The organism is Alsobacter sp. KACC 23698, from assembly GCF_045348435.1.
Classification (GTDB): Bacteria; Pseudomonadota; Alphaproteobacteria; order Rhizobiales; family Beijerinckiaceae; genus Alsobacter.
The window spans coordinates 2,600,965-2,625,329 of sequence record NZ_CP157484.1 but is presented as its reverse complement, the minus strand read 5'-3'; the positions used below and the strand labels follow the sequence as shown (position 1 = coordinate 2,625,329).

General features: G+C 68.5%; 22 protein-coding genes and 2 tRNA genes. 11 read left to right on the top strand and 13 right to left on the bottom strand.

All coding sequences use genetic code 11. From position 1 onward, the window contains the following. Positions 1-216, bottom strand: a complete 216-nt coding sequence (locus ABEG18_RS12205; RefSeq protein ID WP_406858327.1) for a DUF2842 domain-containing protein — start codon at positions 214-216, stop codon at positions 1-3. Positions 217-407: 191 nt separating this feature from the next. On the opposite strand from ABEG18_RS12205, the gene ABEG18_RS12200 reads away from it, so the two are divergent. Beyond that, a complete protein-coding gene (locus ABEG18_RS12200; protein WP_406858326.1) occupies positions 408-1,505 on the top strand; it encodes a COX15/CtaA family protein in 1,098 nt (365 codons plus the stop codon). Positions 1,506-1,543: 38 nt separating this feature from the next. Here ABEG18_RS12200 and ABEG18_RS12195 read toward each other — a convergent pair whose 3' ends face one another. The 3 genes from ABEG18_RS12195 to ABEG18_RS12185 all read right to left on the bottom strand — a co-directional run bounded on the left by ABEG18_RS12195 (position 1,544) and on the right by ABEG18_RS12185 (position 4,353). After that, positions 1,544-2,830: an O-acetylhomoserine aminocarboxypropyltransferase gene (locus ABEG18_RS12195; protein WP_406858325.1), complete on the bottom strand. Its 1,287-nt coding sequence runs from the start codon at positions 2,828-2,830 to the stop codon at positions 1,544-1,546. A 114-nt stretch (positions 2,831-2,944) separates the two neighbouring features. Continuing rightward, positions 2,945-3,496 (bottom strand): CoA-binding protein, encoded by a 552-nt coding sequence (locus ABEG18_RS12190; protein WP_406858324.1) that lies wholly within the window; start codon positions 3,494-3,496, stop codon positions 2,945-2,947. Positions 3,497-3,537: 41 nt separating this feature from the next. Then, a complete protein-coding gene (locus ABEG18_RS12185) occupies positions 3,538-4,353 on the bottom strand; it encodes an enoyl-CoA hydratase (RefSeq protein ID WP_406858323.1) in 816 nt (271 codons plus the stop codon). Positions 4,354-4,449: 96 nt separating this feature from the next. On the opposite strand from ABEG18_RS12185, the gene ABEG18_RS12180 reads away from it, so the two are divergent. The 3 genes from ABEG18_RS12180 (at position 4,450) to rpsI (ending at position 6,037) form a co-directional block, all read left to right on the top strand. Continuing rightward, positions 4,450-4,890: a PaaI family thioesterase gene (locus ABEG18_RS12180; protein WP_406858322.1), complete on the top strand. Its 441-nt coding sequence runs from the start codon at positions 4,450-4,452 to the stop codon at positions 4,888-4,890. A 200-nt stretch (positions 4,891-5,090) separates the two neighbouring features. Next, a complete protein-coding gene (gene rplM, locus ABEG18_RS12175; protein WP_406858321.1) occupies positions 5,091-5,555 on the top strand; it encodes a 50S ribosomal protein L13 in 465 nt (154 codons plus the stop codon). Positions 5,556-5,557: 2 nt separating this feature from the next. Then, positions 5,558-6,037 carry a 30S ribosomal protein S9 gene (rpsI, locus tag ABEG18_RS12170; RefSeq protein WP_406858320.1) on the top strand — a complete coding sequence of 160 codons (480 nt, stop codon included), beginning with the start codon at positions 5,558-5,560 and terminating at the stop codon, positions 6,035-6,037. A 72-nt stretch (positions 6,038-6,109) separates the two neighbouring features. Here rpsI and ABEG18_RS12165 read toward each other — a convergent pair whose 3' ends face one another. After that, the gene (locus ABEG18_RS12165) at positions 6,110-7,540 is read right to left on the bottom strand and encodes a multicopper oxidase family protein (RefSeq protein WP_406858319.1); all 1,431 of its coding nucleotides are present in this window, start codon (positions 7,538-7,540) and stop codon (positions 6,110-6,112) included. A gap of 240 nt (positions 7,541-7,780) precedes the next feature. Between ABEG18_RS12165 and ABEG18_RS12160 the strand changes: the two genes are divergently transcribed. The 7 genes from ABEG18_RS12160 to ABEG18_RS12130 all read left to right on the top strand — a co-directional run bounded on the left by ABEG18_RS12160 (position 7,781) and on the right by ABEG18_RS12130 (position 15,323). Further along, a tRNA-Leu gene (locus tag ABEG18_RS12160) sits at positions 7,781-7,865 on the top strand. A 126-nt stretch (positions 7,866-7,991) separates the two neighbouring features. After that, complete coding sequence (gene tig / locus ABEG18_RS12155; protein WP_406858318.1) at positions 7,992-9,449, top strand: trigger factor; 1,458 nt, start codon at positions 7,992-7,994, stop codon at positions 9,447-9,449. Between the two features lie 200 nt (positions 9,450-9,649). After that, entirely contained in the window at positions 9,650-10,273 is a 624-nt protein-coding gene (locus ABEG18_RS12150) for an ATP-dependent Clp protease proteolytic subunit (RefSeq protein WP_406858317.1), read from the top strand. Between the two features lie 390 nt (positions 10,274-10,663). Further along, positions 10,664-11,932, top strand: a complete 1,269-nt coding sequence (gene clpX, locus ABEG18_RS12145; protein ID WP_406858316.1) for an ATP-dependent Clp protease ATP-binding subunit ClpX — start codon at positions 10,664-10,666, stop codon at positions 11,930-11,932. A gap of 271 nt (positions 11,933-12,203) precedes the next feature. Beyond that, entirely contained in the window at positions 12,204-14,630 is a 2,427-nt protein-coding gene (gene lon, locus ABEG18_RS12140) for an endopeptidase La (protein ID WP_406858315.1), read from the top strand. Between the two features lie 193 nt (positions 14,631-14,823). Beyond that, positions 14,824-15,099, top strand: coding sequence for an HU family DNA-binding protein (locus ABEG18_RS12135; RefSeq protein ID WP_406858314.1), 276 nt, complete (start codon positions 14,824-14,826; stop codon positions 15,097-15,099). Between the two features lie 148 nt (positions 15,100-15,247). Then, positions 15,248-15,323 (top strand) — tRNA-Val (locus ABEG18_RS12130). Positions 15,324-15,355: 32 nt separating this feature from the next. On the opposite strand, the gene ABEG18_RS12125 is transcribed toward ABEG18_RS12130, so the two are convergent. The 8 genes from ABEG18_RS12125 to tagF form a co-directional block, all read right to left on the bottom strand. After that, positions 15,356-15,937: a hypothetical protein gene (locus ABEG18_RS12125; protein ID WP_406858313.1), complete on the bottom strand. Its 582-nt coding sequence runs from the start codon at positions 15,935-15,937 to the stop codon at positions 15,356-15,358. Positions 15,938-15,956: 19 nt separating this feature from the next. Then, positions 15,957-17,564: a methyltransferase regulatory domain-containing protein gene (locus ABEG18_RS12120; protein ID WP_406858312.1), complete on the bottom strand. Its 1,608-nt coding sequence runs from the start codon at positions 17,562-17,564 to the stop codon at positions 15,957-15,959. Positions 17,565-17,589: 25 nt separating this feature from the next. After that, positions 17,590-18,606 carry a DUF4424 family protein gene (locus ABEG18_RS12115; protein WP_406858311.1) on the bottom strand — a complete coding sequence of 339 codons (1,017 nt, stop codon included), beginning with the start codon at positions 18,604-18,606 and terminating at the stop codon, positions 17,590-17,592. A gap of 20 nt (positions 18,607-18,626) precedes the next feature. Continuing rightward, positions 18,627-19,328, bottom strand: a complete 702-nt coding sequence (locus ABEG18_RS12110) for a DUF4384 domain-containing protein (RefSeq protein WP_406858310.1) — start codon at positions 19,326-19,328, stop codon at positions 18,627-18,629. Positions 19,329-19,369: 41 nt separating this feature from the next. Beyond that, positions 19,370-21,022: a caspase family protein gene (locus ABEG18_RS12105; RefSeq protein ID WP_406858309.1), complete on the bottom strand. Its 1,653-nt coding sequence runs from the start codon at positions 21,020-21,022 to the stop codon at positions 19,370-19,372. A 95-nt stretch (positions 21,023-21,117) separates the two neighbouring features. Continuing rightward, on the bottom strand, positions 21,118-22,893 hold the full coding sequence (locus ABEG18_RS12100; protein ID WP_406858308.1) for a serine/threonine-protein kinase: 1,776 nt from the start codon (positions 22,891-22,893) through the stop codon (positions 21,118-21,120). Next, complete coding sequence (locus tag ABEG18_RS12095) at positions 22,890-23,678, bottom strand: PP2C family protein-serine/threonine phosphatase (RefSeq protein WP_406858307.1); 789 nt, start codon at positions 23,676-23,678, stop codon at positions 22,890-22,892. Before ABEG18_RS12095 ends, ABEG18_RS12100 begins: the two co-directional genes overlap by 4 nt. Then, a complete protein-coding gene (gene tagF / locus ABEG18_RS12090) occupies positions 23,675-24,364 on the bottom strand; it encodes a type VI secretion system-associated protein TagF (protein WP_406858306.1) in 690 nt (229 codons plus the stop codon). Before tagF ends, ABEG18_RS12095 begins: the two co-directional genes overlap by 4 nt. Between the last annotated feature and the right edge of the window lies 1 nt (position 24,365).

Sequence of the window (24,365 nt, the reverse complement as noted above, 5' to 3'; positions counted from 1 at the left end):
TCAAGCGTCTTCGGGATCGGGCCGCTCCATCCAGCGAATGAGCGGCATGATCGGCAGGATCCAACCGAGCCCCACGACGACGTAGAACAGGGCCTGCGCCAGCTTGCCTGCGTCCTGGATCGCGCCCTGCGCCACGGTCATCGCCCCCAGGGCGTAGACGCAGACGAAGACCAGCATGGTCACGGCGCCGATAAATTTTCGCGTGCGTCGGCGCATCAAGATCCATCCGTTCCAAAGCGAGGCGGGGAGGGCGACGCGGCGGTTGCAATGGCCGGGGCGCGCCTGCGGCGACGCGACCGTTGTGGGCCGGGGCCGGTCGGACTATGTGTCCCGCTGCCCTGACGATCAACCCCGACGCACGGCGCATTTCGCCGCGGCGCGGCGATCCGGACCGACGGACCACACCCATGTCTCTTTCCGCCGCCGAGCAGGATGTCGAGCGCGCGAGCCGGCTGGCGCGCTCCGAGACGGTCGGCCGTGGCCTTGCGGCGGTCCGGGCCTGGCTCTACCTCATCGCCACGCTGGTGTTCGTCATGGTGCTGGTGGGAGGCGCGACGCGTCTGACCGGCTCGGGCCTGTCGATCACGGAGTGGAAGCCGGTGTCCGGCGCGATTCCGCCGCTCACGGAGCAGGCCTGGACGGCTGAATTCGACAAGTACCGCCAGATCTCCCAATACGAGCTCGTGAACAAGGGCATGACCCTGTCCGAGTTCAAGGAGATTTTCTGGTGGGAGTGGTCGCACCGGCAGCTCGGCCGGGCGATCGGGCTGGTGTTCGGCCTCGGCTTCATCGGATTCCTGGCGACGGGCGTGCTGCGCGGGCGCCTCGCCCTGACGGTCCTGGCGCTGGGCCTGCTGGGCGGTCTGCAAGGCGCGATCGGCTGGATCATGGTGGCGTCCGGCCTGAAGCCCGGGATGACCGCGGTCGCGCCGGTCAAGCTGATGCTGCACCTCACCACCGCGAGCGTCATCCTGGCGGGGCTGCTGGCCGTGGCGGCGGGCCTGGGCCGATCCGCGCCCGAGCCGACCACGCGCCGGGTGCGCGGCCTTGCGACCGCGACGCTCGTGGCGGTGCTGTTCCAGATTGCGCTCGGCGCGCTGGTGGCGGGCTCCAAAGCGGGGCTGACCTACAACACGTGGCCGCTGATGGACGGGCGCTTCGTGCCGCATCTCTCCGGCCTGTTCGTCATTTCGCCCTGGTTCGAGAACCTCGTCGACAACCCGCTGACGGTGCAGTTCAACCACCGCATGATGGCCTATGCGCTGGTCGCGGTCGCGGTGGCGCAGGCCTGGACGGCGCGCCGGAGCCTGCCGGGGTCCTCGGCCGCGCGCCGGACCGGCGCCATTGCGTCGCTCGCCCTGGCGCAGGCGGCGCTCGGCGTGGCGACCTTGCTGGCGATCACGCCTTTATCGCTCGGCCTCGCCCATCAGGCCTTCGCCATGCTGGTGCTCAGCATGGCGGCGGTGCACTGGCGGCTGACGCGCAGCGTGCGCCCGCCGGCCTGACCGCGAAGCTCGCCGCGAGCCTTGGCCCGCCCCGGGCTTCAGCTCGCCGCGAGCGCCTCGTCGAGGTCGGCGATGATGTCCTCGACGTCCTCGATGCCGATCGAGAGCCGCACCACCTCGGGGCCCGCGCCGGCCTGGGTCTGCTGGTCGGCCGTCAGCTGGCGGTGGGTGGTGGAGGCCGGGTGGATCACGAGCGAACGCGTGTCGCCGATATTGGCGAGATGCGAGAACAGCTTAAGGTTGGACACCAGCGCCACGCCGGCGTCATAGCCGCCCTTGAGGCCGAAGGTGAACACCGCGCCGGCCCCCTTGGGCGAGTAGCGCTTCGCCAGCGCGCCATACTTGTCGCCCTCCAGGCCCGGATAGCTGACCCACGCCACCTTGGGGTGGCGCTGCAGATGCTGGGCGACCTTGAGCGTGTTGTCGCAATGGCGCTGCATGCGCAGCGGCAGCGTCTCGATGCCGGTCAAGATCATGAAGGCGTTGAAGGGCGACAGGGCCGGGCCGAGGTCGCGCAGGCCGAGCACCCGGCAGGCGATGGCGAAGCCGAAATTGCCGAAGGTCTCGCCCAGCACCATGCCGCCATATTCGGGGCGCGGCTGCGACAGCATCGGATAGCGGCCCGACTTCATCCAGTCGAACTTGCCGCCGTCGACGATCAGGCCGCCGATGGAGTTGCCGTGGCCGCCCAGGAACTTGGTGGCCGAATGCACGATGATGTCCGCGCCGTGCTCGAAGGGGCGGATCAGGTAGGGCGTCGCCATCGTGTTGTCGACGATCAGCGGCACGCCCGCCCTGTGGGCGATGTCGGCGATGGCCTGGATGTCGACGATGACGCCGCCCGGATTGGCGATGGATTCGATGAAGATCGCCTTGGTCTTGTCCGTGACGGCGGCCTCGAAGCTCGAGAGGTCGTCCGGATCGGCCCACTTCACCCGCCAGTCGAAGTTCTTGTAGGAGTGATTGAACTGGTTGATGGAGCCGCCATAGAGCTTCTTGGACGCGATGAATTCGTCGCCCGGCTGCATCAGGGTGTGCATCACCAGGAATTCGGCCGCGTGGCCGGACGCCACCGCAAGCGCGGCCGTGCCGCCCTCGAGCGCGGCGACGCGCTCCTCCAGCACCGCGCAGGTGGGATTGCCGATGCGCGAATAGATGTTGCCGAAGGCCTGCAGGCCGAACAGCGACGCCGCATGGTCGACGTCGTCGAACACGAAGGACGTGGTCTGGTAGATGGGCGTGGCGCGCGCGCCCGTCGCCGGATCCGGCGCCGCGCCGGCGTGGATCGCAAGAGTGGCGAAGCCGGGAGCCTTTGGCTCGGTCATGGGCGTGTCCTCATGCAGGAGCGCGGGCGAGCCCGCGACGTTCGTGGAACGGGAAATGCTGTTCTTTTTATCGAACGGCGGGCGGTGCGTCAACGCACGGACGGTTGCAGAACCTCAGCGCCGCGCCCCGAACGGGTTCACCCCGGGCGGCCCCAGCGTGCGCTTCTGGAAGCCTTTTTCGGCCATGACGGCGCGCTTGGAGGACAGAATGCGCGAGTTGATGCCGTTCCAGCCGATCTCGCCCGACAGCCGGCCGAACTCGATCTTCGGGCAGCGGTTCATGATCACGGTGACGCCCTTCGCCTCGGCGCGGGCGGCGGCCTCGTCGTTGCGCACCGAGAGCTGCATCCAGATCACCTTGGGAAGGGGATCCAGCGCCAGCGCCTCGTCGGTGATCGGGCCGGCGGCCTCCGAGTTGCGGAAGATCTCGACCATGTCGACCGGGCCGGGAATGTCGGCCAGGGAGCCGTAGACCAGCTGGCCGAGAACCGTCTGGCCGGCCAGGCCGGGGTTCACCGGGATGAGCCGGTAGCCGCGCTCGATCAGGTACTTGGTCACGATCCAGCTCGGCCGCGCCGGATTGGCCGAGAAACCGACCAGCGCGATGGACTTGACGGTATGGAGGACGCCCCGGATGAGGTCGTCGGGATAGCTGTCGTGGTTCATAAGGCTGTCCTACACGCGATCCGCCCCGGTGCGGAAGGGGCTCACTCCCACCGCGGCTCGCGCTTGGCCAGAAAGGCGCCGATCCCTTCTTCCGCATCGCGGGCGAGCATGTTCTCCACCATGACCCGGGACGCGTGCGCGTAGGCGTCCGAAAGGCCCATCTCCAGCTGCTCGTAGAAGGCGCGCTTGCCGATGGCGAGAACCGGACCGGACTTCGACGCGATCGTCCGGGCGAAGTCCCGGGCGCCCTCCAGCGCCTGGCCCTTCGGGACGACGCGATTGACGAGGCCCATGCGCAAGGCGTCCCCGGCCGGAACGGCCGCGCCGGTCAGCAGCAGCTCCATCGCGTGCTTGCGGGACAAGTTCCGGGACAGGGCCACCATCGGCGTCGAGCAAAACAGCCCGATATGGACGCCAGGGGTGCAGAACCGGGCCTCTTCGCCGGCGACCGCGAGGTCGCAGGAGGCCACGAGTTGGCACCCGGCGGCCGTCGCGAGCGTCTCGACGGCCGCGATGACCGGCTGGGGGAGGCGGACGATCCGCTGCATCAGGGCCGAGCAGCGGCCGAGCACGTCTTCATAGTAGGCGCGGCCGCGATCGGCGTCGGCCCGGCGCGCGGTCATCTCCTTCAGGTCGTGCCCCGAGGAGAAGCAGGGCCCCGCCGACGCGGCGAGGATCACCGCCTTGACGGAAGGCTGCCGGGCGATCGCGTCGAGCTCGACCGTCAGGGCCTCGATCAGGCCTTCGGACAGGGCGTTGCGCGCATGCGGGCGGTTGAGCGTCAGGACCGCCGTCCCGCCGTCGTCAGCCCTGAGCAGGACAGGCTCTCGTTCCGTGGAGGACAGCGTCGCGCTCATTCTGCTCGGTCCCGTTTGCGCCGTTGCGCTGCGTTCGCGGCATGATATGCGAAACGCCGCCGAGGGGAATGGCGGCGGCGAGAAGGGCAGGGGCGCATGAACGACACGGCTGCATCGGCGGTGATGACGGTTCGCGAGCTCGAGACGTTTCTGGAGCGTGAGTTCCCCGAGATGTACTCCCACGGGCGCATCTGGCACGTGCTCGCCATCCCGCATCACGGGGCGCGGCTGCGCATGGACTACCATCCGAGCCAGCTTCGGCCCGGCGGGACGATCTCGGGCCCCGCGATGATGACGCTGGCCGACTTCGCCCTCTATGCGGCGGTCCTGGGCGCCATCGGGCCGGTGGGCCTCGCGGTGACGACGAATCTCTCCATCAACTTCCTGCGCAAGCCGGAACCCCGGGCGCTGCTGGCCGAATGCCGGCTGCTCAAGCTCGGCAAGCGGCTGGCGGTGGGCGAGGTCACGATCACGTCGGAGGGTTCGGACGAGCCGGTCGCGCATGTGACAGGCACCTATTCCATTCCGCCATGCTGATTTTTTCGCGGTGCTATTTTACCGCATATCTTAGATCGTTGTTTTCAAACGTGTTTTCTGGAAAGTCTGCTGGAATCCTGAATTGACGCGCGAGGGCGCCTGCTGTAGACGACGGCCATCGCACGGGCGGCCTTGGGTCGCCCGCGTTTCATTCCCGCGCAGGCGATCTCGTCGGCGCGCCCATGATCGGAACTAGTCCCATGAAGACCTATTCGGCCAAGCCCGCCGAGGTCGACAAGAAGTGGGTGCTGATTGACGCGAAAGGCCTCGTGGTGGGTCGTCTCGCGTCTCTCGTGGCCATGCGGCTGCGCGGCAAGCACAAGGCGAGCTTTACGCCCCACGTCGACTGCGGCGACAACATCATCATCATCAACGCCGACAAGGTGGTTCTGACCGGCCGCAAGCGCGAGCAGAAGGTCTACTACCACCACACCGGCTATCCGGGCGGCATCAAGGAGCGGACTGCGAAGTTCATCCTGGAAGGCCGTTTTCCCGAGCGCGTCGTCGAGAAGGCCGTGGAGCGCATGCTTCCGCGCGGGCCGCTCGGCCGCAAGCAGCTCGGCAACCTGCGCGTCTACAAGGGCGCCGAGCACCCGCATGTCGCCCAGGAGCCCACGGCTCTCGACGTCGCGGCCCTGAACCGCAAGAATTCGAGGAGCGCCTGATCATGGCCGAAACCCTCCAGTCCCTCCAGGACCTCAAGGGCGCGGTCGAGACCGCCGCTCCCGAGGCTCCCAAGCATGTCCAGAAGATCGACTCGCTCGGCCGCGCCTATGCGACCGGCAAGCGCAAGGACGCGGTCGCCCGCGTCTGGATCAAGCCCGGCGCCGGCAAGGTGACGGTCAACGACCGCGACATCGGCGTTTATTTCGCCCGTCCGGTGCTGCGCATGATCCTGCAGCAGCCGCTGCTCGTCGCCAACCGGGTCGACCAGTACGACATCAACGTCACGGTCGCCGGCGGCGGACTCTCCGGCCAGGCCGGCGCGGTCCGCCACGGCCTCGCCAAGGCGCTGACCTATTACGAGCCTGAGCTTCGCTCGATCCTCAAGAAGGTCGGCTTCCTGACCCGCGACAGCCGCGTCGTTGAGCGCAAGAAGTACGGCCGCAAGAAGGCTCGCCGGAGCTTCCAGTTCTCCAAGCGCTAAGGCGCTGGACATTCGCGCTGCGGCGCGCAGGAAAGGGCGGCTTCGGCCGCCCTTTCGCGTTTCGGGGCGCGGTCAGCTCACGTCGATCCAGGCCGACAGGCCCGTGTCGAGCCGCTCCAGCACGGTCGAGCCGATCAGCCACTTGCCCTTGTTGTCGGCCACGAAGGCGATCCGGGCGGTCTGGCCTTCCGGAACGATGACGGTATCCAGCCAGTAGGGCTCCCACCCGTCGTCCAGGGGATGCAGCAGGCGGAAGCTGTGTCCATGCACATGCATCACCTGCGGGTAGGGCGTCCTGTTCACCAGAGCCAGGACCACGGTCGCGCCCCGCTTGACCACCAGAACCGGCTTGCCGGGCGATTTGTCGCCGGCCGCCAGGCCGCCCTGTCCGTTGATGGTCCAGATGCGGTTCGGATCGCCCGCATAGGCCGCGGCCTTGCCGTCGGGTCCGGGCTTCGCGCCACCTTCGATCACAACGTCGGCGCGCTGCGCCTTCTGTAGCGGGATGGCGGGCGGCAGGAGCGGGTTGTCGCCCAGGGGCGCCATCGGCGGCGGCGGGGGACGGCGGGCGCTCATAGGTTCGCCCTCCACCTTGACCTCGACGAGGGGCAGGCCCTGTCCGATCACGGCCGTGACGGAGCCGCCCGAACCCGCGTCGCCGGCGTCGAACATCACGTCGTAGCGCGTCCCGGGCGCGAAGGGCAGGGTGGAGCGCAGCGGCTCGAAGCTGTCCGTGGGCTGGCCGTCGGTGGCGATCACGAAGGCCTTCACCCCCTCGAAGCGGATCCGCATCAGCCGGGCGTTGCACAGGTTGGCGAGCCGCAGGCGGACGCGCGCGCCGGGCGCGACGGAGATCCGCTCCGGCGCCCTGGCTCCATTGACGGTGAGGAGATTTCCGAGCCGCCCGACGCTGGCGCGGTCCTCGGCCGCGCCGAACGGCTCCAGCTGATGCTGGTCGGAGAGGCGCCAGTCATCGACGGCGATCACCCGGTCGAGATCGACCGCAGGGGCGGCCGGGTCCTCCACGACCACCACCCCGGCGAGGCCCCGCTCGGTGAGTTCGGCCGTGAAGCCGGGCGCCAGGGGCCTGTAGATGAACGTCCCGGCGTCGGGCGGCGTGAAGCGGATCTCGGCGCTCGACCCCGGGGCGACCGGATCCTGGGTCAGGCCCGCGACCCCGTCCATGTCGTTGACGATGCGCATGCCGTGCCAGTGCAGCGTCAGCGGCCGGGTCGTGCTGTTGACCAGCTTCGCCCGGAACGCCTCGCCCTTGCGCAACCGCAGTTCCGGCCCCGGCGCCTTGCCGCCGAAGCCGAAGATGTCGGTGGGCTGACCGGCCTGGAACTCCACCACGCCCGGCTTGGCCTCCAGCAGCACGGTCGGCATGCCGTCGGCGGCGGCCGAGGTCTGCGCCGCGCCGCTCGTCTGGGCTTGCGCCGACTTGGGCCAGAGCGGCCCCGCGGCGGCGAGGGCCGCGCCCGTCAGCAGCGTGCGACGGGACAATGCAGGGTTCGAGGCTGGTCTCGGAGGCTTGTCAGACATGAGGGCGTTTGAGTCCGTCTCGGTCGCGCCGCGTCACGCAGTTGTGCCACGGCTGGGCCGGGAGCGCGAGATGATCGCTGGGCGGCGCTCGTTCCGCAGGGCCGGCCGGCGCGGCTTTTTTCGCTGGCATGCTGCGCCGCGCATGCTATAGAGCCGCACCCGTGGGGCATGCGCTCCGCGGTGGGGCGCGGTCGCCCACATGCGGGCGTGGCGGAACTGGTAGACGCGCTGGATTTAGGTTCCAGTGACGCAAGTCGTGTGGGTTCGAGTCCCTCCGCCCGCACCAGGCCGCCGCCGAACGCGCTTCTTAGCGCGGTGAGGCGCCCGAATGGGTCGACCCGGGTCACGTGATCCGGGATTGTCCCGAGCCCCGCGTTCCTTGCTCCATTCACGCTCGAAGGCACGTCACGCTATGCAGGTCACGGAAACACTGTCGGAGGGGTTGAAGCGCGAGTTCACCGTCGTTCTCCCGGCGAAGGATCTCGAGGAACGCCTCACCAACGAACTCGTCGGGATGAAGGACAAGGTCCGCATCAACGGCTTCCGCCCCGGCAAGGTGCCGGTGGGCCACCTGCGCCGGGTCTATGGCCGGTCGGTGATGGCCGACGTGCTGCAGAACCTCGTCAACGAGACGAACCGCAAGATCGTCGAGGACCAGGGCCTGAAGCTCGCCCTCGAGCCCCAGATCGTTTTCCCCGAGAACCAGGCCGAGGTCGAGGCCGCCATGGAGGCCAAGGGCGACCTGTCCTACAAGGTCGCGCTCGAGGTGCTGCCGAAGTTCGAGATCGCCGACTTCTCCGGCCTTCAGGTCACCCGTGAGACCTTCGACGTCCCGGACGCCGAGCTCGCCGAGGCTCTCGATCGGCTCGCCCAGCAGAACCGCCAGTATTCCTCCAAGGGCGAAGGCGCGAAGGCCGAGACCGGCGACCGCGTCATCGTCGACTTCGTCGGCTCGATCGACGGCGAGGAGTTCGAGGGCGGCAAGGGAACCGACATCCCCGTCGACATCGGCTCCAACGGCTTCATCCCGGGCTTCGAGGAGCAACTCGTCGGCGTGGCCGCCGGAGAGCAGCGGACGGTCGTGGCGACCTTCCCGGCCGAGTACGGCGCGGCTCATCTGGCCGGCAAGCAGGCTTCCTTCGCGGTCACCGTCAAGGACGTTCAGGCCCCGGCCGAGATGACGCTCGACGACGAGTTCGCCAAGCAGTTCGGCATGGACAGCCTGGACGCGCTGAAGACCGCCCTCAAGGAGGCGATCTCGCGCGACTACACGGCCGTGTCGCGGCGCAAGCTGAAGCGTCAGCTGCTCGACGCGCTCGACGGGCAGTACACGTTCGACCTGCCGCCCAGCCTGACCGCCCAGGAGTTCGCCAACATCTGGCGCCAGGTCGAGGCCGACATGCAGCAGGCCGGCAAGACCTTCGCGGACGAGGAGACGACCGAGGAGGAGGCCCGCGCCGAGTACCAGAAGATCGCCGAGCGGCGCGTGCGCCTCGGCCTCGTGCTGGCCGAGATCGGTGAGGCCGCCAAGGTCCAGGTGACCGACGACGAGGTCTCGGCCGCGCTGGTCGAGCGCGCCCGGCAGTTCCCCGGTCAGGAGAAGATGGTCTGGGAGTTCTATCGCAAGAACCCGCAGGCTCTGGCCGAGATCCGCGCTCCGATCTTCGAGGAGAAGGTGATCGATCACATCCTGGAGACCGCGACCGTCACGGACAAGAAGGTCTCCAAGGAAGAGCTGATGACGGAAGACGAGGACGGCGACAAGGCCGCCGCCCCGACGACCGCCAAGCCCAAGGCGAAGGCCCGGGCCAAGAAGAAGGCTGAACCGGCGGCCGAGACCGCCGAGGCGCCGACCGACTCGGCCGAGTGAACGCTCGACCGATCGTCTTGCAGGCGGCCTCAGGGCCGCCTGTTTTCGTTGGCCCGCCGGTCGCGGCAGGCGCGTCAAACGGTCTGTTCAGGACGCTGGGCCGTACCCCTTTGCGCGGCTGGCCCGGATCACTATGTTGAGCGTCGTGGCGGTTCGCCGCGACCCTGCCTGTTTCACTCCATCCTAGAATGAGCACGACAATGCGCGATCCGATCGAAGTCTATAACAACATGCTCGTGCCCATGGTCGTGGAGCAGTCGAACCGCGGTGAGCGCGCTTTCGACATCTACTCGCGCCTCCTGCGCGAACGCGTGATCTTCCTGACCGGACCGGTCGAGGACAACATGGCCTCCCTGGTGGTGGCGCAGCTGCTGTTCCTGGAATCGGAGAACCCGAAAAAGGAGATCTCGATCTACATCAACTCCCCGGGCGGCATCGTCACGTCGGGGCTGGCGATCTACGACACCATGCAGTTCATCCGCCCGCCGGTATCGACCCTGTGCATCGGCCAGGCGGCGTCGATGGGCTCGCTGCTGCTGGCGGCGGGCGAAGCCGGCATGCGCTTCGCGCTGCCCAACGCGCGCATCATGGTCCACCAGCCTTCCGGCGGCTATCAGGGCCAGGTCACCGACATCCTGATCCACGCCCGTGAGGTCGAGAGCCTGAAGCGCAGGCTGAACGAGATCTACGAGAAGCACACGGGCAAGGACTACAAGGCCATCGAGGAGGCCCTCGAGCGCGACAATTTCATGACCGCGGACGGCGCCAAGACCTTCGGCATCGTCGACCAGGTCATGGAGAAGCGCCCGGTGGAGCCGTCCTGATCCGGGAGTCCTGGCGCCGGCGTGTACGACATTGCGACCTGTCGCAATAAATCGTCACATTCCCGACACAAGCCCCCTGGATTCGGAACGGCGCCGAAAGCTGGCGAAAGCGCGCCATCCTCCCGTAAGATACGGGAACGTTGGGGCTTGTACGCCTGTTTCATCCCTACAGCCCATCCCCATGAGGGATACAGCCTATTGATCCCCAACCGGCGCCATGTTTGCATCGGGCAGACATGGTCCCGAATCCGTCATGGTTTCGGTGTCAGTCGGGGATCAGTCCCTGGGGACAGGGTGCGAGGAACTACCGTTTCTTCACCTTGCGCCCCATAACCTGATCGAGCGAGTCGCGCGGCTGCCGTCCGGCTCTCGATCGAGTGGAGGTTCGCCATGAGCAAAGTCGGCAGCGGTGATTCCAAGAGCACGCTGTACTGCTCGTTCTGCGGCAAGAGCCAGCACGAGGTCCGCAAACTCATCGCGGGTCCGACGGTGTTCATCTGCGACGAGTGTGTCGAGCTGTGCATGGACATCATCCGCGAGGAGAACAAGTCCTCGCTGGTGAAGTCTCGCGACGGGGTTCCGACCCCCAAGGAGATCCGCAAGGTCCTGGACGACTACGTCATCGGCCAGGATCACGCCAAGAAGGTGCTCTCCGTCGCCGTGCACAACCACTACAAGCGGTTGAACCACGCCACGAAGCACAATGACGTCGAGCTGGCCAAGTCCAACATCCTGCTCTGCGGCCCCACCGGGTCGGGCAAGACGCTGTTGGCCCAGACGCTGGCCCGCATCCTCGACGTGCCGTTCACGATGGCCGACGCCACGACGCTGACCGAAGCCGGTTACGTCGGCGAGGATGTCGAGAACATCATCCTCAAGCTGCTCCAGGCCTCCGACTACAATGTCGAGCGGGCGCAGCGCGGCATCGTCTATATCGACGAGATCGACAAGATCTCCCGCAAGTCCGACAACCCCTCGATCACGAGGGACGTCTCGGGCGAGGGCGTGCAGCAGGCCCTGCTGAAGATCATGGAAGGCACCGTCGCCTCCGTGCCTCCGCAGGGCGGCCGCAAGCACCCGCAGCAGGAGTTCCTGCAGGTGGACACGACCAACATCCTGTTCATCTGCGGCGGCGCCTTCGCGGGGCTGGAGCGGATCATCTCGGCGCGCGGCAAGGGCACGTCGATCGGCTTTGGCGCCAAGGTCGAGGCCCCTGACGACCGCCGCACTGGCGCGATCTTCCGTGAGGTCGAGCCCGAAGATCTCCTGAAGTTCGGCCTCATCCCCGAGTTCGTCGGCCGCCTCCCGGTGATCGCGACGCTCGAGGACCTGGACGAGCCGGCGCTGAAGAAGATCCTCACCGAGCCCAAGAACGCGCTGGTGAAGCAGTATGGCCGCCTGTTCGAGATGGAGGACGTCGAGCTCACCTTCGCGGACGAGGCCGTGTCGCTGATCGCCAAGAAGGCCATCGAGCGCAAGACGGGCGCCCGCGGGCTGCGCTCCATCATGGAGGGCATCCTGCTGGAGACCATGTACGACCTGCCGAGCCTGGAAGGCTGCGAGCAGGTGGTCATCGGTCCCGAGGTCATCGAAGGCAAGGCCCGTCCGCTCTATATCTACTCGGACAAGTCCAACGAGCAGGCAGCCTCAAGCGCCTGACCGACCCTGCGGCGTCCGGCGGGCTGACCCGCGCCGGACGCCTTCGGCCCTAGGGTCGAGAACCTTGAAGTAGGGTGGTCGGTTGACCATCTTAACGTCAACACAACAGCCGGTTCGCTCATTCAACAGGTGAGGCCACGTTTCAGGCCCTTCCCTGGAGGAGCCGGGTGCGTCAGCGCCGGAACGCAGTCGACCGCGGCCCCGACGCTCCTCGTTCGCCGGGTTGCCCGCCGGGAGCCCTCGCGAGCGCACCAGAAAGGATTCTCCGTTCATGACGACATCCAGACAGCGTCCGCAAATCGAGCCGGGTTCGGTCGATACCTTCCCCGTGCTGCCGCTGCGCGACATCGTCGTCTTCCCCCACATGATCGTTCCGCTCTTCGTCGGCCGCGAGAAGTCCATCAAGGCTCTCGAGGAGGTGGTGAAGAGCGAGAAGCTCATCCTGCTGGCGACGCAGAAGAACGCCGCCGACGACGATCCCGCCACCGGGGCGATTCACTCGATCGGCACGCTCGCCAGCGTGCTGCAGCTCCTGAAGCTGCCCGACGGCACCGTGAAGGTGCTCGTCGAGGGCGTCGGCCGCGCCAAGGTCCGCGACTATGTCCGGACCGAGGACTATTACGAGGCCGAGGCGGAGTCGCTCGCCGACCAGATCCCGAACAAGATCGAGGCCGAGGCGCTCGCGCGCTCCGTCGTCTCCGAGTTCGAGAGCTATGTGAAGCTCAACAAGAAGGTCTCGCCCGAGGTCGTGGCGGCCGTCGGCCAGATCGACGACTATTCCAAGCTCGCCGACACGATCGCGTCTCACCTGGCCGTGAAGATCACGGACAAGCAGGACGTGCTGGAGATCACCGAGGTCTCCAAGCGGCTCGAGAAGGTCCTCGGCTTCATGGAGAGCGAAATCTCCGTGCTGCAGGTGGAGAAGCGCATCCGCTCGCGCGTCAAGCGCCAGATGGAGAAGACCCAGCGCGAGTACTACCTCAACGAGCAGATGAAGGCGATCCAGAAGGAGCTCGGAGACGAGGACGGCAAGGACGAACTCGCCGAACTCGAGGAGCGGATCGAGAAGACCAAGCTGACGAAGGAAGCCCGCGACAAGGCGCAGGCGGAGATGAAGAAGCTCCGCCAGATGTCGCCGATGTCGGCGGAGGCCACCGTCGTCCGCAACTATCTCGACTGGATGCTGTCGCTGCCCTGGGGCAAGCGCTCGAAGGTCAAGAAGGACCTGGCCAGCGCCGAGCAGCTGCTCGACGCCGAGCATTACGGCCTCGACAAGGTCAAGGAGCGGATCATCGAGTATCTCGCGGTGCAGAGCCGTGCGAACAAGCTGACCGGTCCGATCCTGTGCCTCGTCGGTCCTCCCGGCGTCGGCAAGACCTCGCTCGGCAAGTCCATCGCCAAGGCGACGGGCCGTGAGTTCGTGCGGATGTCGCTCGGCGGCGTGCGGGACGAGGCCGAGATCCGCGGCCATCGCCGGACCTATATCGGCTCCATGCCGGGCAAGATCATCCAGTCGCTGCGCAAGGCGAAGACTCAGAACCCGCTCTTCCTGCTCGACGAAATCGACAAGATGGGCATGGATTTCCGGGGCGATCCGTCTTCCGCGCTGCTGGAGGTGCTCGACCCTGAGCAGAACAACTCGTTCAACGACCATTACCTCGAGGTCGACTACGACCTGTCGAACGTGATGTTCGTGACGACGGCGAACACGCTCAACATCCCGCCTCCGCTGCTCGACCGCATGGAGGTGATCAGGATCGCCGGCTACACCGAAGAGGAGAAGCTGGAGATCTCCAAGCGCCACCTGATCCCCGAGGCCGTCAAGAAGCACGGCCTGACGGAGAACGAGTGGACGATCGACGACGAAGGCCTCCTGCTGCTGATCCGCCGCTATACGCGGGAAGCGGGCGTCCGCAATCTGACCCGTGAGCTCCAGAACCTCGCCCGCAAGGCGGTGAAGGAGATCATGATGTCGAAGAAGAAGAAGGTGGTCGTCACCGCCGCGAACCTGCCTGACTATCTCGGCGTGCCGAAGTTCCGCTACGGCGAGACGGAGGACGAGGACCAGGTCGGCGTCGTGACGGGGCTCGCCTGGACGGAGGTCGGCGGCGAGTTGCTGACGATCGAAGGCGTGATGATGCCCGGCCGCGGCAAGATGACCGTGACGGGCAACCTCAAGGAGGTCATGAAGGAATCGATCTCGGCCGCGGCTTCCTATGTGCGGTCGCGCGCGGTGGATTTCGGCCTGGAGCCTCCGCTGTTCGATCGCCGCGACATACACGTCCACGTCCCGGAGGGAGCGACCCCGAAGGACGGACCGTCGGCGGGCATCGGCATGGCCACGGCCATCGTCTCCGTGCTGACCGGCATTCCGGTTCGCAGGGACCTGGCGATGACGGGCGAGGTGACGCTGCGCGGCCGTGTGCTGCCGATCGGCGGCCTGAAGGAGAAGCTCCTCGCGGCGCTGCGCGGCGGCGTCAAGAAGGTGCTGATCCCCGAGGAGAATGCGAAGGACCTGGTGGACATTCCCGCCAGCGTCAAGAACGGCCTGGAGATCGTGCCGGTGGCGCGCATGGACGAGGTGATCCGCCACGCTCTCGTGCGCCAGCCCCAGGCGATCAAGTGGGAAGAGGATCTCTCGGCGCCCCGCCCCAAGGCGGCCGGTGAGGAAGAGACCCTCGGTATGGTCGCGCACTGACGTCTGACGCTTCGCAACGCTTCAATTGAAAATAGAGGGCCCCCGGCGAAAGTCGGGGGCCTTTTTATGGGCGAAACCCTAGAGTTTTCCTTGGATTCGGCCCGGCACGCCTTGCGCCGGACCCGTCAAACTGAAAAAACCGCTCAGGCGTCGTTCGATTCGACGCACCGACTGAATTCAGAGGAGACTACCGATGAACAAGGGCGATCTCGTCGCCGCCGTCGCGGAGCAGGCGGACCTCAACAAGAACCAGGCCGCTGCGGCGGTGGACGCCGTGCTCGACGCGATCACATCCTCGCTCAAGAGCGGCGATGAGGTTCGTCTGGTCGGCTTCGGCACCTTCCTCGTGACGGATCGCCCCGCTGGCGAGGCGCGCAACCCGCGCACCGGCGAGACCATCAAGACCAAGGCCTCCAAGGCTCCGAAGTTCAAGGCGGGCGCCGGCCTCAAGTCGGCCCTCAACGCCTAAGCGCAGCATTGCTGCAGCGACGGAACTGGAACGGGTCGGCCCAGCGCCGGCCCGTTTCGCCGTTTAGGGCCGGCGCGGGCGGCCGCGCGATCTTGCGCCTGCGGGTCGAAATCGCCATAAGGGGCGCACCAAGCCGCGCCCGCGGCGAGGGCGGTTAGCTCAGTTGGTAGAGCATCTCGTTTACACCGAGAGGGTCGGCGGTTCGAGCCCGTCACCGCCCACCAGCATCTTCGGGCCGCTGCGATAGGCCTCACGCTCAGAAACGCCTCACGCCCGTCCGCGACGGCCTTGCGCCCTCGTCGGCGACCAACAGGCCTTGCTCCACCCGGATCGGCGTCTGGAGCTGGCGGACCCCGTAGATCCAGTAGGTGAAATAGAGCGCTCCCGGCGTATCGACGGCGGCGATCTCCAGGCTGCGGAAGCCGCCGATGTTGTGGCGGGCCCATTGCGGGACGATGTTGATGTCGGCGCCGCCGCCCAGCGAATGCGCGATGGCGTGGCCGCGATGGTAGAGGGGGCCGGCGCTCTGGGGATGGCCCGCCATCCGGCCGGGATCCCGCGGATTGGCGTTGCGCCCGAGCGAAACGCCCCAGGCGGCGATGAGCCGGTCGAAGTCCAGATCGAACAGATATGAGAAGCCCTCTATCGTGGCGTGGACGACGCCGCCGCCGCTCCGGCTGCGCCCATGCCGCTGGCGGAACAGGCCCTGCAGCCGCGCGTCGTAGTCGTCCAGCCAGCGCTCCACCAAGGCCGGCACGACCGTGAGCTGAAACAGCTCCGGCGCGTCCTCTGGCGCGGTGGTGGAGACGATGAATTCGAGGTCCGCATAGCTCGGCATTCGGCGCTCCTGAGGCGGCTCAGTCTCGCCCTGGCGGGGGCTGGTCCTCTAGCAGCGCGCCCATTCGGGCCAGGGCGGCGATGCGGCGGTCGATCTGCGCCCGGCAGGCGGCCGCGAGACGGTCAGGCTCGGCGATCGCGCCGGTCTCGTCGGAAATCGAGACCAGTCCCTCCTGGGCGAGCCGCATGAGCGCGTCCGCGATCCCGGCCGCGTCGTGGCGGCCGTCCAGCAGGGGCGCGAGGAAGCGCATCATCGGGTCGATCGACACGGTCGCGTGGCGCAAGGTGGCGGAGCGGTCCGCGCCGCGCATGATGTCCTGCGCCAGCAAGGGCCAGACTGTCGGCGTATCGCCGGGGCGGGACGCGCAGCGGACCGGTTCGGCCGAGACGTCGAGCGCGCCGTCGAGGACCAGGCGCAGCAGGGCGGCGAGGATGCGGTCCCGTTCGGCTTCGGTTTCGGCGCGGGCGACAAGATCGTCGACGGCGGTGGAGGCGGGCTGGCGCTTCAGCAGGAGGTCGAGCGCGGCCGCGACCGCGTGGTCCTGCGTCGTCGCCACCATGCCGTCGTCGTCCGCCAGCACGAACTCGCCCGGCCGCGGGGGCGGGTCCGCGCGGAGGTCGAGCGGCGCGATCAGGTGCAGGCCGGCGAGCCTCTCCGGATCGAGACCGCGCGAGAGGCCGGCCTCGCGCCCCGCGCGCACCAGCAGCGATTCCCGGAACGTCCTGCCGGTCAGGATGTCGATGTATTGCTCGGTCGCCGTCCGGTCGCCCGCCGCCAGGGATCGAATGACCTCAGCGCGCTCGGCCTGGCCGCTTTCGGGAACATTCTCGCGCAGCCGCGTCTCGGACAGGTAGGCGAGGCCGCGCCGGGCGGCTGCGTCGGCGAAGCTGCGGAACGTGCAGGGCGCGTTGTGGTCCTCGAAAATCTCGTGGGCCAGATAGGCGTCCGGCTGCTCGACCATGCGCCTGGCCTCCTTGCGCCAGATCGAGCCGTAGGAGCTCGCCTCGGGGGAGTGCTGGGCCATGAGGTCGAAAAGCTGGCGGCTGCGCAGCGAGCGGGTCTGGTGGTCGGCCTCGGCCCCGGCGTGCAGGATCATGCTGTCGCGGACCACCTGGAACATGCGCCAGCCCGGCAGCACGTTGAAGCTGATGGCCGCGATCCCATCGGGCGAGAGGCGCTCGGCGCAGACGCGGAGGATGTTCTCGCGCACCGCATCGGGCACCCACGAATACACGCCATGGCAGATGACGTAGTCGAAGTCGCCCCAGTCCGCGCCGATCTCGGTGACGCTGCAGGCGTGGAGTTCGACGTTGCGCAGCCCGAGCGCGTCGATGCGTTCGCGGCCGGACGCGACCTGTCCGGCCGAGATGTCCACCCCGACGAACCGCGCCTGCGGGAAGGCGGCCGCGAGCGGGACGATGTGCCCTCCGGAGGCGCAGCCGATCTCCAGCGTGCGGGCCCGGGAGGGGTCCGGGGCGTCCAGGCCGAGCAGGCGCGCATTCGCGGCCAGCCGGGCCGGCTGCAGGCGCGGGAAGGGGATCGACGTGTAGGGCACCGCGTCATAGGTTCGGCCAGTCCGGGCCAATGCGTCTGCGAGGGCGTCCGGGTCGGGCGGCGTCGGGGTCATAAGCGAGCCTCCGCGTGCTGGGTGGTCATCCGTTGCGCTCGATCAGCAGCACCTTCAGGCCCCGGGTCGGGCGATAGTCCGTGGCCCGCATCTCGAACCTCGTCGGCGAGATCCTTTTCAGGTTGTCGAGGCAGAAGCTGACGAGGCGGTCGGGCCTGCCCTTGTCGACGACCAGCCGAAAGTCCTTGATGGGACCTGCGGCCGCTGCGCCCTCGAGGGCGTAGAGGATGCGCCTTTCGCGCAGGCCGCTCACATTCGCGTCGCCGGCCGTCGTCATGCGGTCCAGCGCGGCGAAGAACGCGTCGTCGATGCAGTACTCGGCCTTGTAGCGCCGGACTTCGGCGATCAGGCCCGGCGCGTCCCGCAGCGGGTTGCGCAGCATCGTGTCGGGACTGGCGCCCAGGCTGGTCCGGTGCCGGATCTCGACGTCCATCGCCTGGCCGGGCGTGAAGGCGAGGCGCCGTGTCGCGAGCGTCCGGACCGTCCATTTCGGCGCGTAAATCGGGACGCCCTGGACGTCCGCTCCGAGGATGGCCAGCACGCCGCCGTCGGTGAGCTTGTCGCGCAGGGGCTGCGGCATGGCGGCGAGCTGCGCCTGGAAGGGCCCGACGGGCGCCAGCGCGAGGCCGGACTGCCGCAGCGTGGCGGTGACGTCCTTGCCGTTCAGCTGCGCCGACTGCGAGAAGCGGATGTCGGCCGGCTTGCCGTCGATCCGGGCGGTCAGGCCAAGGAAGTTCAGGGGGTCCGGGCCGGGGATCGCCAGCGAGACGTCGGGGTCCGAGAAATCGAGGTCCGGCATCGGAAAGGCCAGGGTGACGCTGGCGGCGGCCTCCGAGTGGTTCACCAGCCGGTAGCGCGCCACCACGGCGTCCGGCCCGATCGCGATGTCGGCGGCGTCCAGTCTGATGCGGGTCTCGTCAGCCGGGAGGGCGAGCGCGGCGAGGCGCAATTCTGTCACGGATTCGGCCGCGGCCGCAGGGCCGGCTGACAGTCCCCAGACGGCCGCCGCCGTGGCGAGCCCCTGGCGGATGCGCTTCCTCATGCGTGGCGGCCCCGAGCGGATCATCGAATGACGTAGAATTTGGCCGCGAACGACCAGATGGGATCCTGGATCTTCTCAGCTTCGGTGACCGGCAGGATCTTGAGGTCCTGGGCGCTCTCGCGCAGATACTGGAGGGCGCGAATGCGGCCAGCCAGCATCGCGGGCACGTCGGGAAGGTCGATCACCTGCACGGGCTTGTCGCTATGGATCGCCACCACCATGCCGACGCCGGTCGGCTCGGCGGCGACGAACTTGAACTGCGTCGCATCATCCTTGTCCGGGATGATGCGCGGGCGTCCCGGCGCCAGGAAATTCGCTTTTTGGGTCACGCCCCTGGCCTGCGCCAGCGAATGCGTGTTCGGGTAGATTTGGGTGAGCCTGCCGGCGGAGTCGACGTCGACGACCACGAGATAGCCGGGCTTGTCGGCGGTGATGCGCACCGCCAGTTCGGTCCCGAGCGCCACGTCGGCGGCGGGGATAAGTTCGACGCGCAGACCGGCCGGATTGCCGACGCGCGATGCGCCTTGCGGCAGGTCGGGCGGCGCTTCGGCCGGCGCCGTCGCGGTCGGGGCGGCGGAACCGACGCCCGCAGCGGCGTCGCCCTCGATGATTCGTACGGATCGGTTGCGGATCGCCTCGGCGGCGTTCGGGGAGCCGCCTGCGGCTGCAAAAACGGCAGGGAGGAGGGCCAGGATCAGGGCTGACCGTGTCGCCAGCAGCATCGTGAACCTCCCTCTCCGTAGGCGGGTTGCCTTTGGTTACTTCAGGGCGCGGTGAACAGCCCCGCCGAACCGATCCTGCTGTCCGAGCCGGCGGCCTGGTTCAGCGCTTCCAAGACTTTCATTGGAGACCGTTTGCGGTCCATCTGCCGCAGCGCCTGCTCGAGATCGGGCAGGCGCCGTGGCGAACTGACGACCACGATCTGATCCGCCCCGAAGGGCTCGCGGACCTGCAGCTGCAGGCGATATTGGGCGTCGCTCCTGACCGGCGGATCGGACCCGATCGGGTAGAGCAGCTGGACGGTCCCGTCTCCGGCCACATTGAAGATCACGAGCCCTCTCGCGCCGACATCGCCGATCTCCACCTCGACGCGGCTTCCCTTGCGGTGGAGACGATCGTCCGGAACGATCCTGATCGACTGCGGGGCGTTCGGCGCGCGCTGCTTCAGCCAGCGCAGCAGAGCGGCGCGCTCCACGATGCTGGGCAGATCGTTGCGGTCGACATTGCGGGCGATCACGTCGCCGCCCGACAGCACGTCCCGGGTCGAAGGATCCCAGACGAGGTCGGGACTTGCCCCGGGTTCGACGACCTGGAAGGCCGTCTGGATCGACAGGCCGGCGAAACGCTCGGCCTTGCCGTCCAGCGACGCGATCAGGACGGCGCCCAGCGACGGCTTGCCGGCGGAAACGGGCCTGACTGTCGCGTCGGCCTGCGAGGGCGGGAGGGCAGGCCTTTTGGAGGCGAGCTCCGGCGCCGTCCCCTCGGCCGCCACGGGCCTCACCGCGATGCCGCGCACGATCACCTTGGCGGGCGCCGGGGGAGGGGGGGCGTCCACCGCGACGATGCGCTGGCGCTGGTCCGAGAGCTGGTAGGTCACCCGCCGCGCATATTCGGAAAGTTCGGCCGCGGTGATCGCGCCGTCGCCGTCCAGGTCGGCCGCGCCCTGCAAGCCGCGCGCGACGGCGTAGCTCAGGGCGCCGCGCTGACCGACGCCGGGAATCCGGATCTCCGGAACCTTGGACTGCTTGTCGACGGCGGCCAGGAAGGTCGACGACTTGAAGTCCGTCGGCGCCATCAGCGCGTCAGTCCTGGTCGAGATAGGCTTGAGGTCGTCGACGATGGGCGTGTATTTCACGCTGCGGTAGACCATCCCGGGGCCGCGCGGATCGACCTCCCGCGCCAGGCCTCCCCCGGAGCACGTGTCGGCGACGAAGACGACGCGGCCGCCTTTGTCCTCGATCAGCTTGATGACGTGGTTGAATTCCTTGTCGAGGATCTTCTCGCCATTCTGAAGACGGTCCTTCGGGTCGAACGCCGGCAGCAGGAACACCTCGTCCATGCCGTCCGGCTCGGAACCCTTGACCCGTTCCGGCTCCTGGGCGCCGTGGCCGGACAGGGTGATGAAGACGGTGTCGCCGGCCTGCGTCCGCGTCACGAGGTCCTGGAAGGCGACCAGAATGGAGCCCCGCGTGGCGCTCTCGTCGACAAGGACGCGGAGGTCGCGCGCGCCAATGGAGCGCAGGCTCGCCTCCAGGTCGCGCGCGTCGGCGGCTGACCCCGTCAGGCGCGGCAGGGTGCGGTAGGCGTCGACCCCGATCAAAAGCCCGCGGATCTCGGCGGCCTGCGCATGGTCATGCCCAACCGTGGGAACCAGGGCCAGGCCGAGGGCGATGAGGAACGCGGTCGCGACTCTCATGACGAAATCCATCGGCGTGGGGCCGCCCCCTCTTCGGTGGTCCGCCACACCCATCGTGCCACGCGACGGGGCGGTGCGGGGTGACAAATCGTACATCAGTCCAGCTTGAAGTATTTGACGCCAACTTCGATCCGTCCGGGCGCCTGGGCCGCCTTGCCGTCCGACCCGGCGGGTTCGTCCCGCGTCGACTGGAGGGCCGAGACCAGCCCCGACACCGGCTGCGATCCGCCGATGGACACCAGGAGCATGGGGCTGGCGCCCTTGGCGCTCTCACGGCTGAGCTGCATGGAGAAGCTCCTGTCGGCCTCGCCGACGAGTCGATCGGTGACGTCGCTGACCCCGCCCGCGTCATCCACGACGAGGAGCGCCACATGGGCGGCCCCGCCGGAGAGCCGGCCCTCCAGAAGTCCCCCCTGGCTGACGCGCGTGCGGGCGATCGAGAGCCGGGCCACTTCGGCGCCGGCCTTGCGACGCAGCTCCTGGATGAAGCCGAGCGCCGGGCATTGCCCGGCGGCGACCTGCCCGCCTTCGATGGCGGCCTCGAACCCGTTCGCTGCCTTGAAGGCGCGATCGAGATCATGGAATGGGCGCTCCTCCAGGGCGAAAGCCTCGATGTCGGCCGAGCCGGCCGCCAGGGCGGTCGGCAGCGCCAGGAAGCAGCGTCCGCCGTCATAGTCGCGGATGAAGTCGGCGATGCGCCGCACATCGTCGGAACCGACCGGCGGCGCGGCGTCGCCCGGAGGCCGTTCGCCCAAGGCTTGGGGCCGCCCGGACGGGACGCCTGCGGCGTCGGGGGAGGCGAGCGTCGGCGCGGGCGGCGGGGTCGGGAAGGTCCAGGGATCGCTCGCCTGGAAGACGATGAGACCGCCGGCGGCGAGGACCGCCAGCGCCCCCGCGGCGACGGCCCAGGGCCAGCGAGGCCGGAAGCGGGTGGTCTCCTGCGAGACGGAGGACGGGGAAGCGGCCCGGGGGCGCGGGGCAGGAGCCTGATCCACGGAAAGGGGTCGGGCGGTGGGGGCGGGCCCGGGCGCAGCGCAGGCTGCGACCTCCGCCATGGTGGCGGGCCGGTCCTGCGGGTCGGGCGCCAGCATGCGCTCGAGCAGCCCGCGGATTCGCGGGTCGATGTCGGAGAGGTCGGGGACCCGCCGGCGCTTGTCGACGATGTCGGCCTGGCTTCCGCCCATGTCGATCGGCTTGCCGCGCAGGCATTGCACGATCACAAGCCCCAGGCTGTAGATGTCCGACCGCCCGGTGACCTCGCCGCCGGCGAGGCCGAGCTGCTCGGGCGAGACGTAGTTGTATTTGCCCGCGAACCCGCTGCCGATCACGGTGGCGTCGCCGAGGCGCGTGGAGCGGGCGATCCCGAAGTCGATGATCCGGGCGTGCCCGACATCCCCGTCCTCGATGATGATGTTGTCGGGTGAGACGTCGCGATGAACGACGCCGCGCTCATGCGCCGCCTGCAGGCCCAGCGCCACCCTGCGCAGCAGGCGGCAAGCTTCGTCCACCCCGAGCGGGCCGCGTTCCAGGAGCTCCGAAAGCGAGACGCCTTCGACCAGCTCCATCGCCAGATAATGGCGCTGGAGCGCAGGGTCCAGCGTGAACACGAAGTAGCGGACGATGGCCTCGTGATGCAGCCGGCTGAGCGCCGACGCCTCGCGCCGGAACAGGGCCAGCACCGCGTCGTCCCTGGCCATGTCGGCGCGGACCACCTTGATGGCGACGGCGTCGCCGGTCTCGATGGTGCGCCCGCGATAGACCTCGCCCATGCCGCCCTGGGCGAGGGGGGCGTCGATCTCGTAGATGCCGCTGAGCCGTGTTCCCGCGGGCAGGAAGCCGGGAGCGAGCTGGATGCGGGTGGGGTCCGTCATGGCCGCTCCCGTGGCGCAGGCCGGGGCGGGGCGGCGGCGACGATCGTCCGCTCCACCGCGGAGGCGCGCACGATCACCACCGTGACATTGTCGGCGGCGCCGCGCTCGAGCGTGAGGTCCACCAGCGCCGCGCAGCCGTCCTGGGGCGGCCGCGCGGTCGCCCGGGCGGCGATCTCGTCATCCGCCACATGCGTGGTCAGCCCGTCGCTGCACAACAGGAAGACGTCTCCCGGCTCGATGTCGCCCTGGATCATGTCCAGGTCGGGGGCGGGGGATGCTCCGATGGCGCGGGTGATTACGTTGCGGCCGGGCCAGGTCCTCGCTTCGTCGTCCGACAGAAGACCCCTGTCGACCATGTCCTGGACCTCGCTATGGTCCCTCGTGAGCTGCGCGGCTGTTGCGGCGCGGATGCGGTAGAGCCGGCTGTCGCCCGCCCACAGGCAGGCGAAATGGCGCCCCGACGCGAGCAGGACGACCACCGTCGCGCCCACGAGGGCGAAGCCGCGGGCTGTCGCGATCGCCCGGATCGCGGCGTTGGCGTCGATGAGGCTCTGCCGGCAGGCGGCGAGCAGGTCGGCGGCCGTCGCCGGCGGCCGGACGTGGCGCAGCGCCTCGACGATGGCGGCGCTCGCCAGTCCGCCCGCTTCGTGGCCGCCCATGCCGTCCGCGACGCACCAGAGGCCGATCTCCGGTCGGGTCAGGAAATTGTCCTCGTTCTGCGCGCGCACCTTGCCGACATGGGTCGCGGCCCCGGTCTCGAAGCGAAGATCCTGCAGGCCCGTCATCGGTCGTCGTCCATGCCCGGACCGGGCTCGACGAAGCGCCCCGTCAGCATCGCCGCGTAGCGGACCGGGTCAGGCATGCCCCGGACCGCCAACGCGGCGGGCGGGTAGTCGCGCCCGCCCGTCGTCCACCAGAACGTCATGCCCGCATAGGCGTCGCGGGATCCCGCGATGCGGCTCCTGGCGAAGAAGTCCGGGAAATCCTCATCGACGCGGCCCGCGATCCCGAGCGAGCCGGACGTGGGCGCTTCGGTGCGAGCCGACGGGGGAAGGGGCAGGGCTGCCAGGCCGGCGATCGTGGCCTCGAACGCTGCGGCGCTCTCCAGCGTGCCGACGAGGAACTCTTCCAGACGGTCATGCCATCCGGCGGCGTCGTCGAGTTCGGGAGGAGGCTGCGCTTCTCCCTCCTCGGCCATCGCCAGCACGGCGAGCGGGAAATAGCGGCCCACTCCGTCCATGGAGGGCATCAGCGCCCCGGAGACGGTCGCGCCGCACAGATCCGCGCCGAGCCAGAAGCGCCAGATCGGGGAGGTGAGGAACGCGTCGCGCCAGCCCTCGGCGAGCAACAGGCGGCTCGACGCCATGCTGGCCTGGATCCAGGGCTCCCAGACTGACAAAAAGGCGCGCGGCGTGCCGATCGCGATGAAGTCGCGCTTGGATTGCAGTTTCCCGAACAGCCCGAAGCGCATC

Bases quoted from the DNA above. Each gene is read 5' to 3' on its own strand.
- ABEG18_RS12205 (WP_406858327.1), bottom strand. From the start codon at position 216: ATGCGCCGACGCACGCGAAAATTTATCGGCGCCGTGACCATGCTGGTC.
- ABEG18_RS12200 (WP_406858326.1), top strand. From the start codon at position 408: ATGTCTCTTTCCGCCGCCGAGCAGGATGTCGAGCGCGCGAGCCGGCTG.
- ABEG18_RS12195 (WP_406858325.1), bottom strand. From the start codon at position 2,830: ATGACCGAGCCAAAGGCTCCCGGCTTCGCCACTCTTGCGATCCACGCC.
- ABEG18_RS12190 (WP_406858324.1), bottom strand. From the start codon at position 3,496: ATGAACCACGACAGCTATCCCGACGACCTCATCCGGGGCGTCCTCCAT.
- ABEG18_RS12185 (WP_406858323.1), bottom strand. From the start codon at position 4,353: ATGAGCGCGACGCTGTCCTCCACGGAACGAGAGCCTGTCCTGCTCAGG.
- ABEG18_RS12180 (WP_406858322.1), top strand. From the start codon at position 4,450: ATGAACGACACGGCTGCATCGGCGGTGATGACGGTTCGCGAGCTCGAG.
- rplM (WP_406858321.1), top strand. From the start codon at position 5,091: ATGAAGACCTATTCGGCCAAGCCCGCCGAGGTCGACAAGAAGTGGGTG.
- rpsI (WP_406858320.1), top strand. From the start codon at position 5,558: ATGGCCGAAACCCTCCAGTCCCTCCAGGACCTCAAGGGCGCGGTCGAG.
- tig (WP_406858318.1), top strand. From the start codon at position 7,992: ATGCAGGTCACGGAAACACTGTCGGAGGGGTTGAAGCGCGAGTTCACC.
- ABEG18_RS12150 (WP_406858317.1), top strand. From the start codon at position 9,650: ATGCGCGATCCGATCGAAGTCTATAACAACATGCTCGTGCCCATGGTC.
- clpX (WP_406858316.1), top strand. From the start codon at position 10,664: ATGAGCAAAGTCGGCAGCGGTGATTCCAAGAGCACGCTGTACTGCTCG.
- lon (WP_406858315.1), top strand. From the start codon at position 12,204: ATGACGACATCCAGACAGCGTCCGCAAATCGAGCCGGGTTCGGTCGAT.
- ABEG18_RS12135 (WP_406858314.1), top strand. From the start codon at position 14,824: ATGAACAAGGGCGATCTCGTCGCCGCCGTCGCGGAGCAGGCGGACCTC.
- ABEG18_RS12125 (WP_406858313.1), bottom strand. From the start codon at position 15,937: ATGCCGAGCTATGCGGACCTCGAATTCATCGTCTCCACCACCGCGCCA.
- ABEG18_RS12120 (WP_406858312.1), bottom strand. From the start codon at position 17,564: ATGACCCCGACGCCGCCCGACCCGGACGCCCTCGCAGACGCATTGGCC.
- ABEG18_RS12115 (WP_406858311.1), bottom strand. From the start codon at position 18,606: ATGAGGAAGCGCATCCGCCAGGGGCTCGCCACGGCGGCGGCCGTCTGG.
- ABEG18_RS12110 (WP_406858310.1), bottom strand. From the start codon at position 19,328: ATGCTGCTGGCGACACGGTCAGCCCTGATCCTGGCCCTCCTCCCTGCC.
- ABEG18_RS12105 (WP_406858309.1), bottom strand. From the start codon at position 21,022: ATGAGAGTCGCGACCGCGTTCCTCATCGCCCTCGGCCTGGCCCTGGTT.
- ABEG18_RS12100 (WP_406858308.1), bottom strand. From the start codon at position 22,893: ATGACGGACCCCACCCGCATCCAGCTCGCTCCCGGCTTCCTGCCCGCG.
- ABEG18_RS12095 (WP_406858307.1), bottom strand. From the start codon at position 23,678: ATGACGGGCCTGCAGGATCTTCGCTTCGAGACCGGGGCCGCGACCCAT.
- tagF (WP_406858306.1), bottom strand. From the start codon at position 24,364: ATGCGCTTCGGGCTGTTCGGGAAACTGCAATCCAAGCGCGACTTCATC.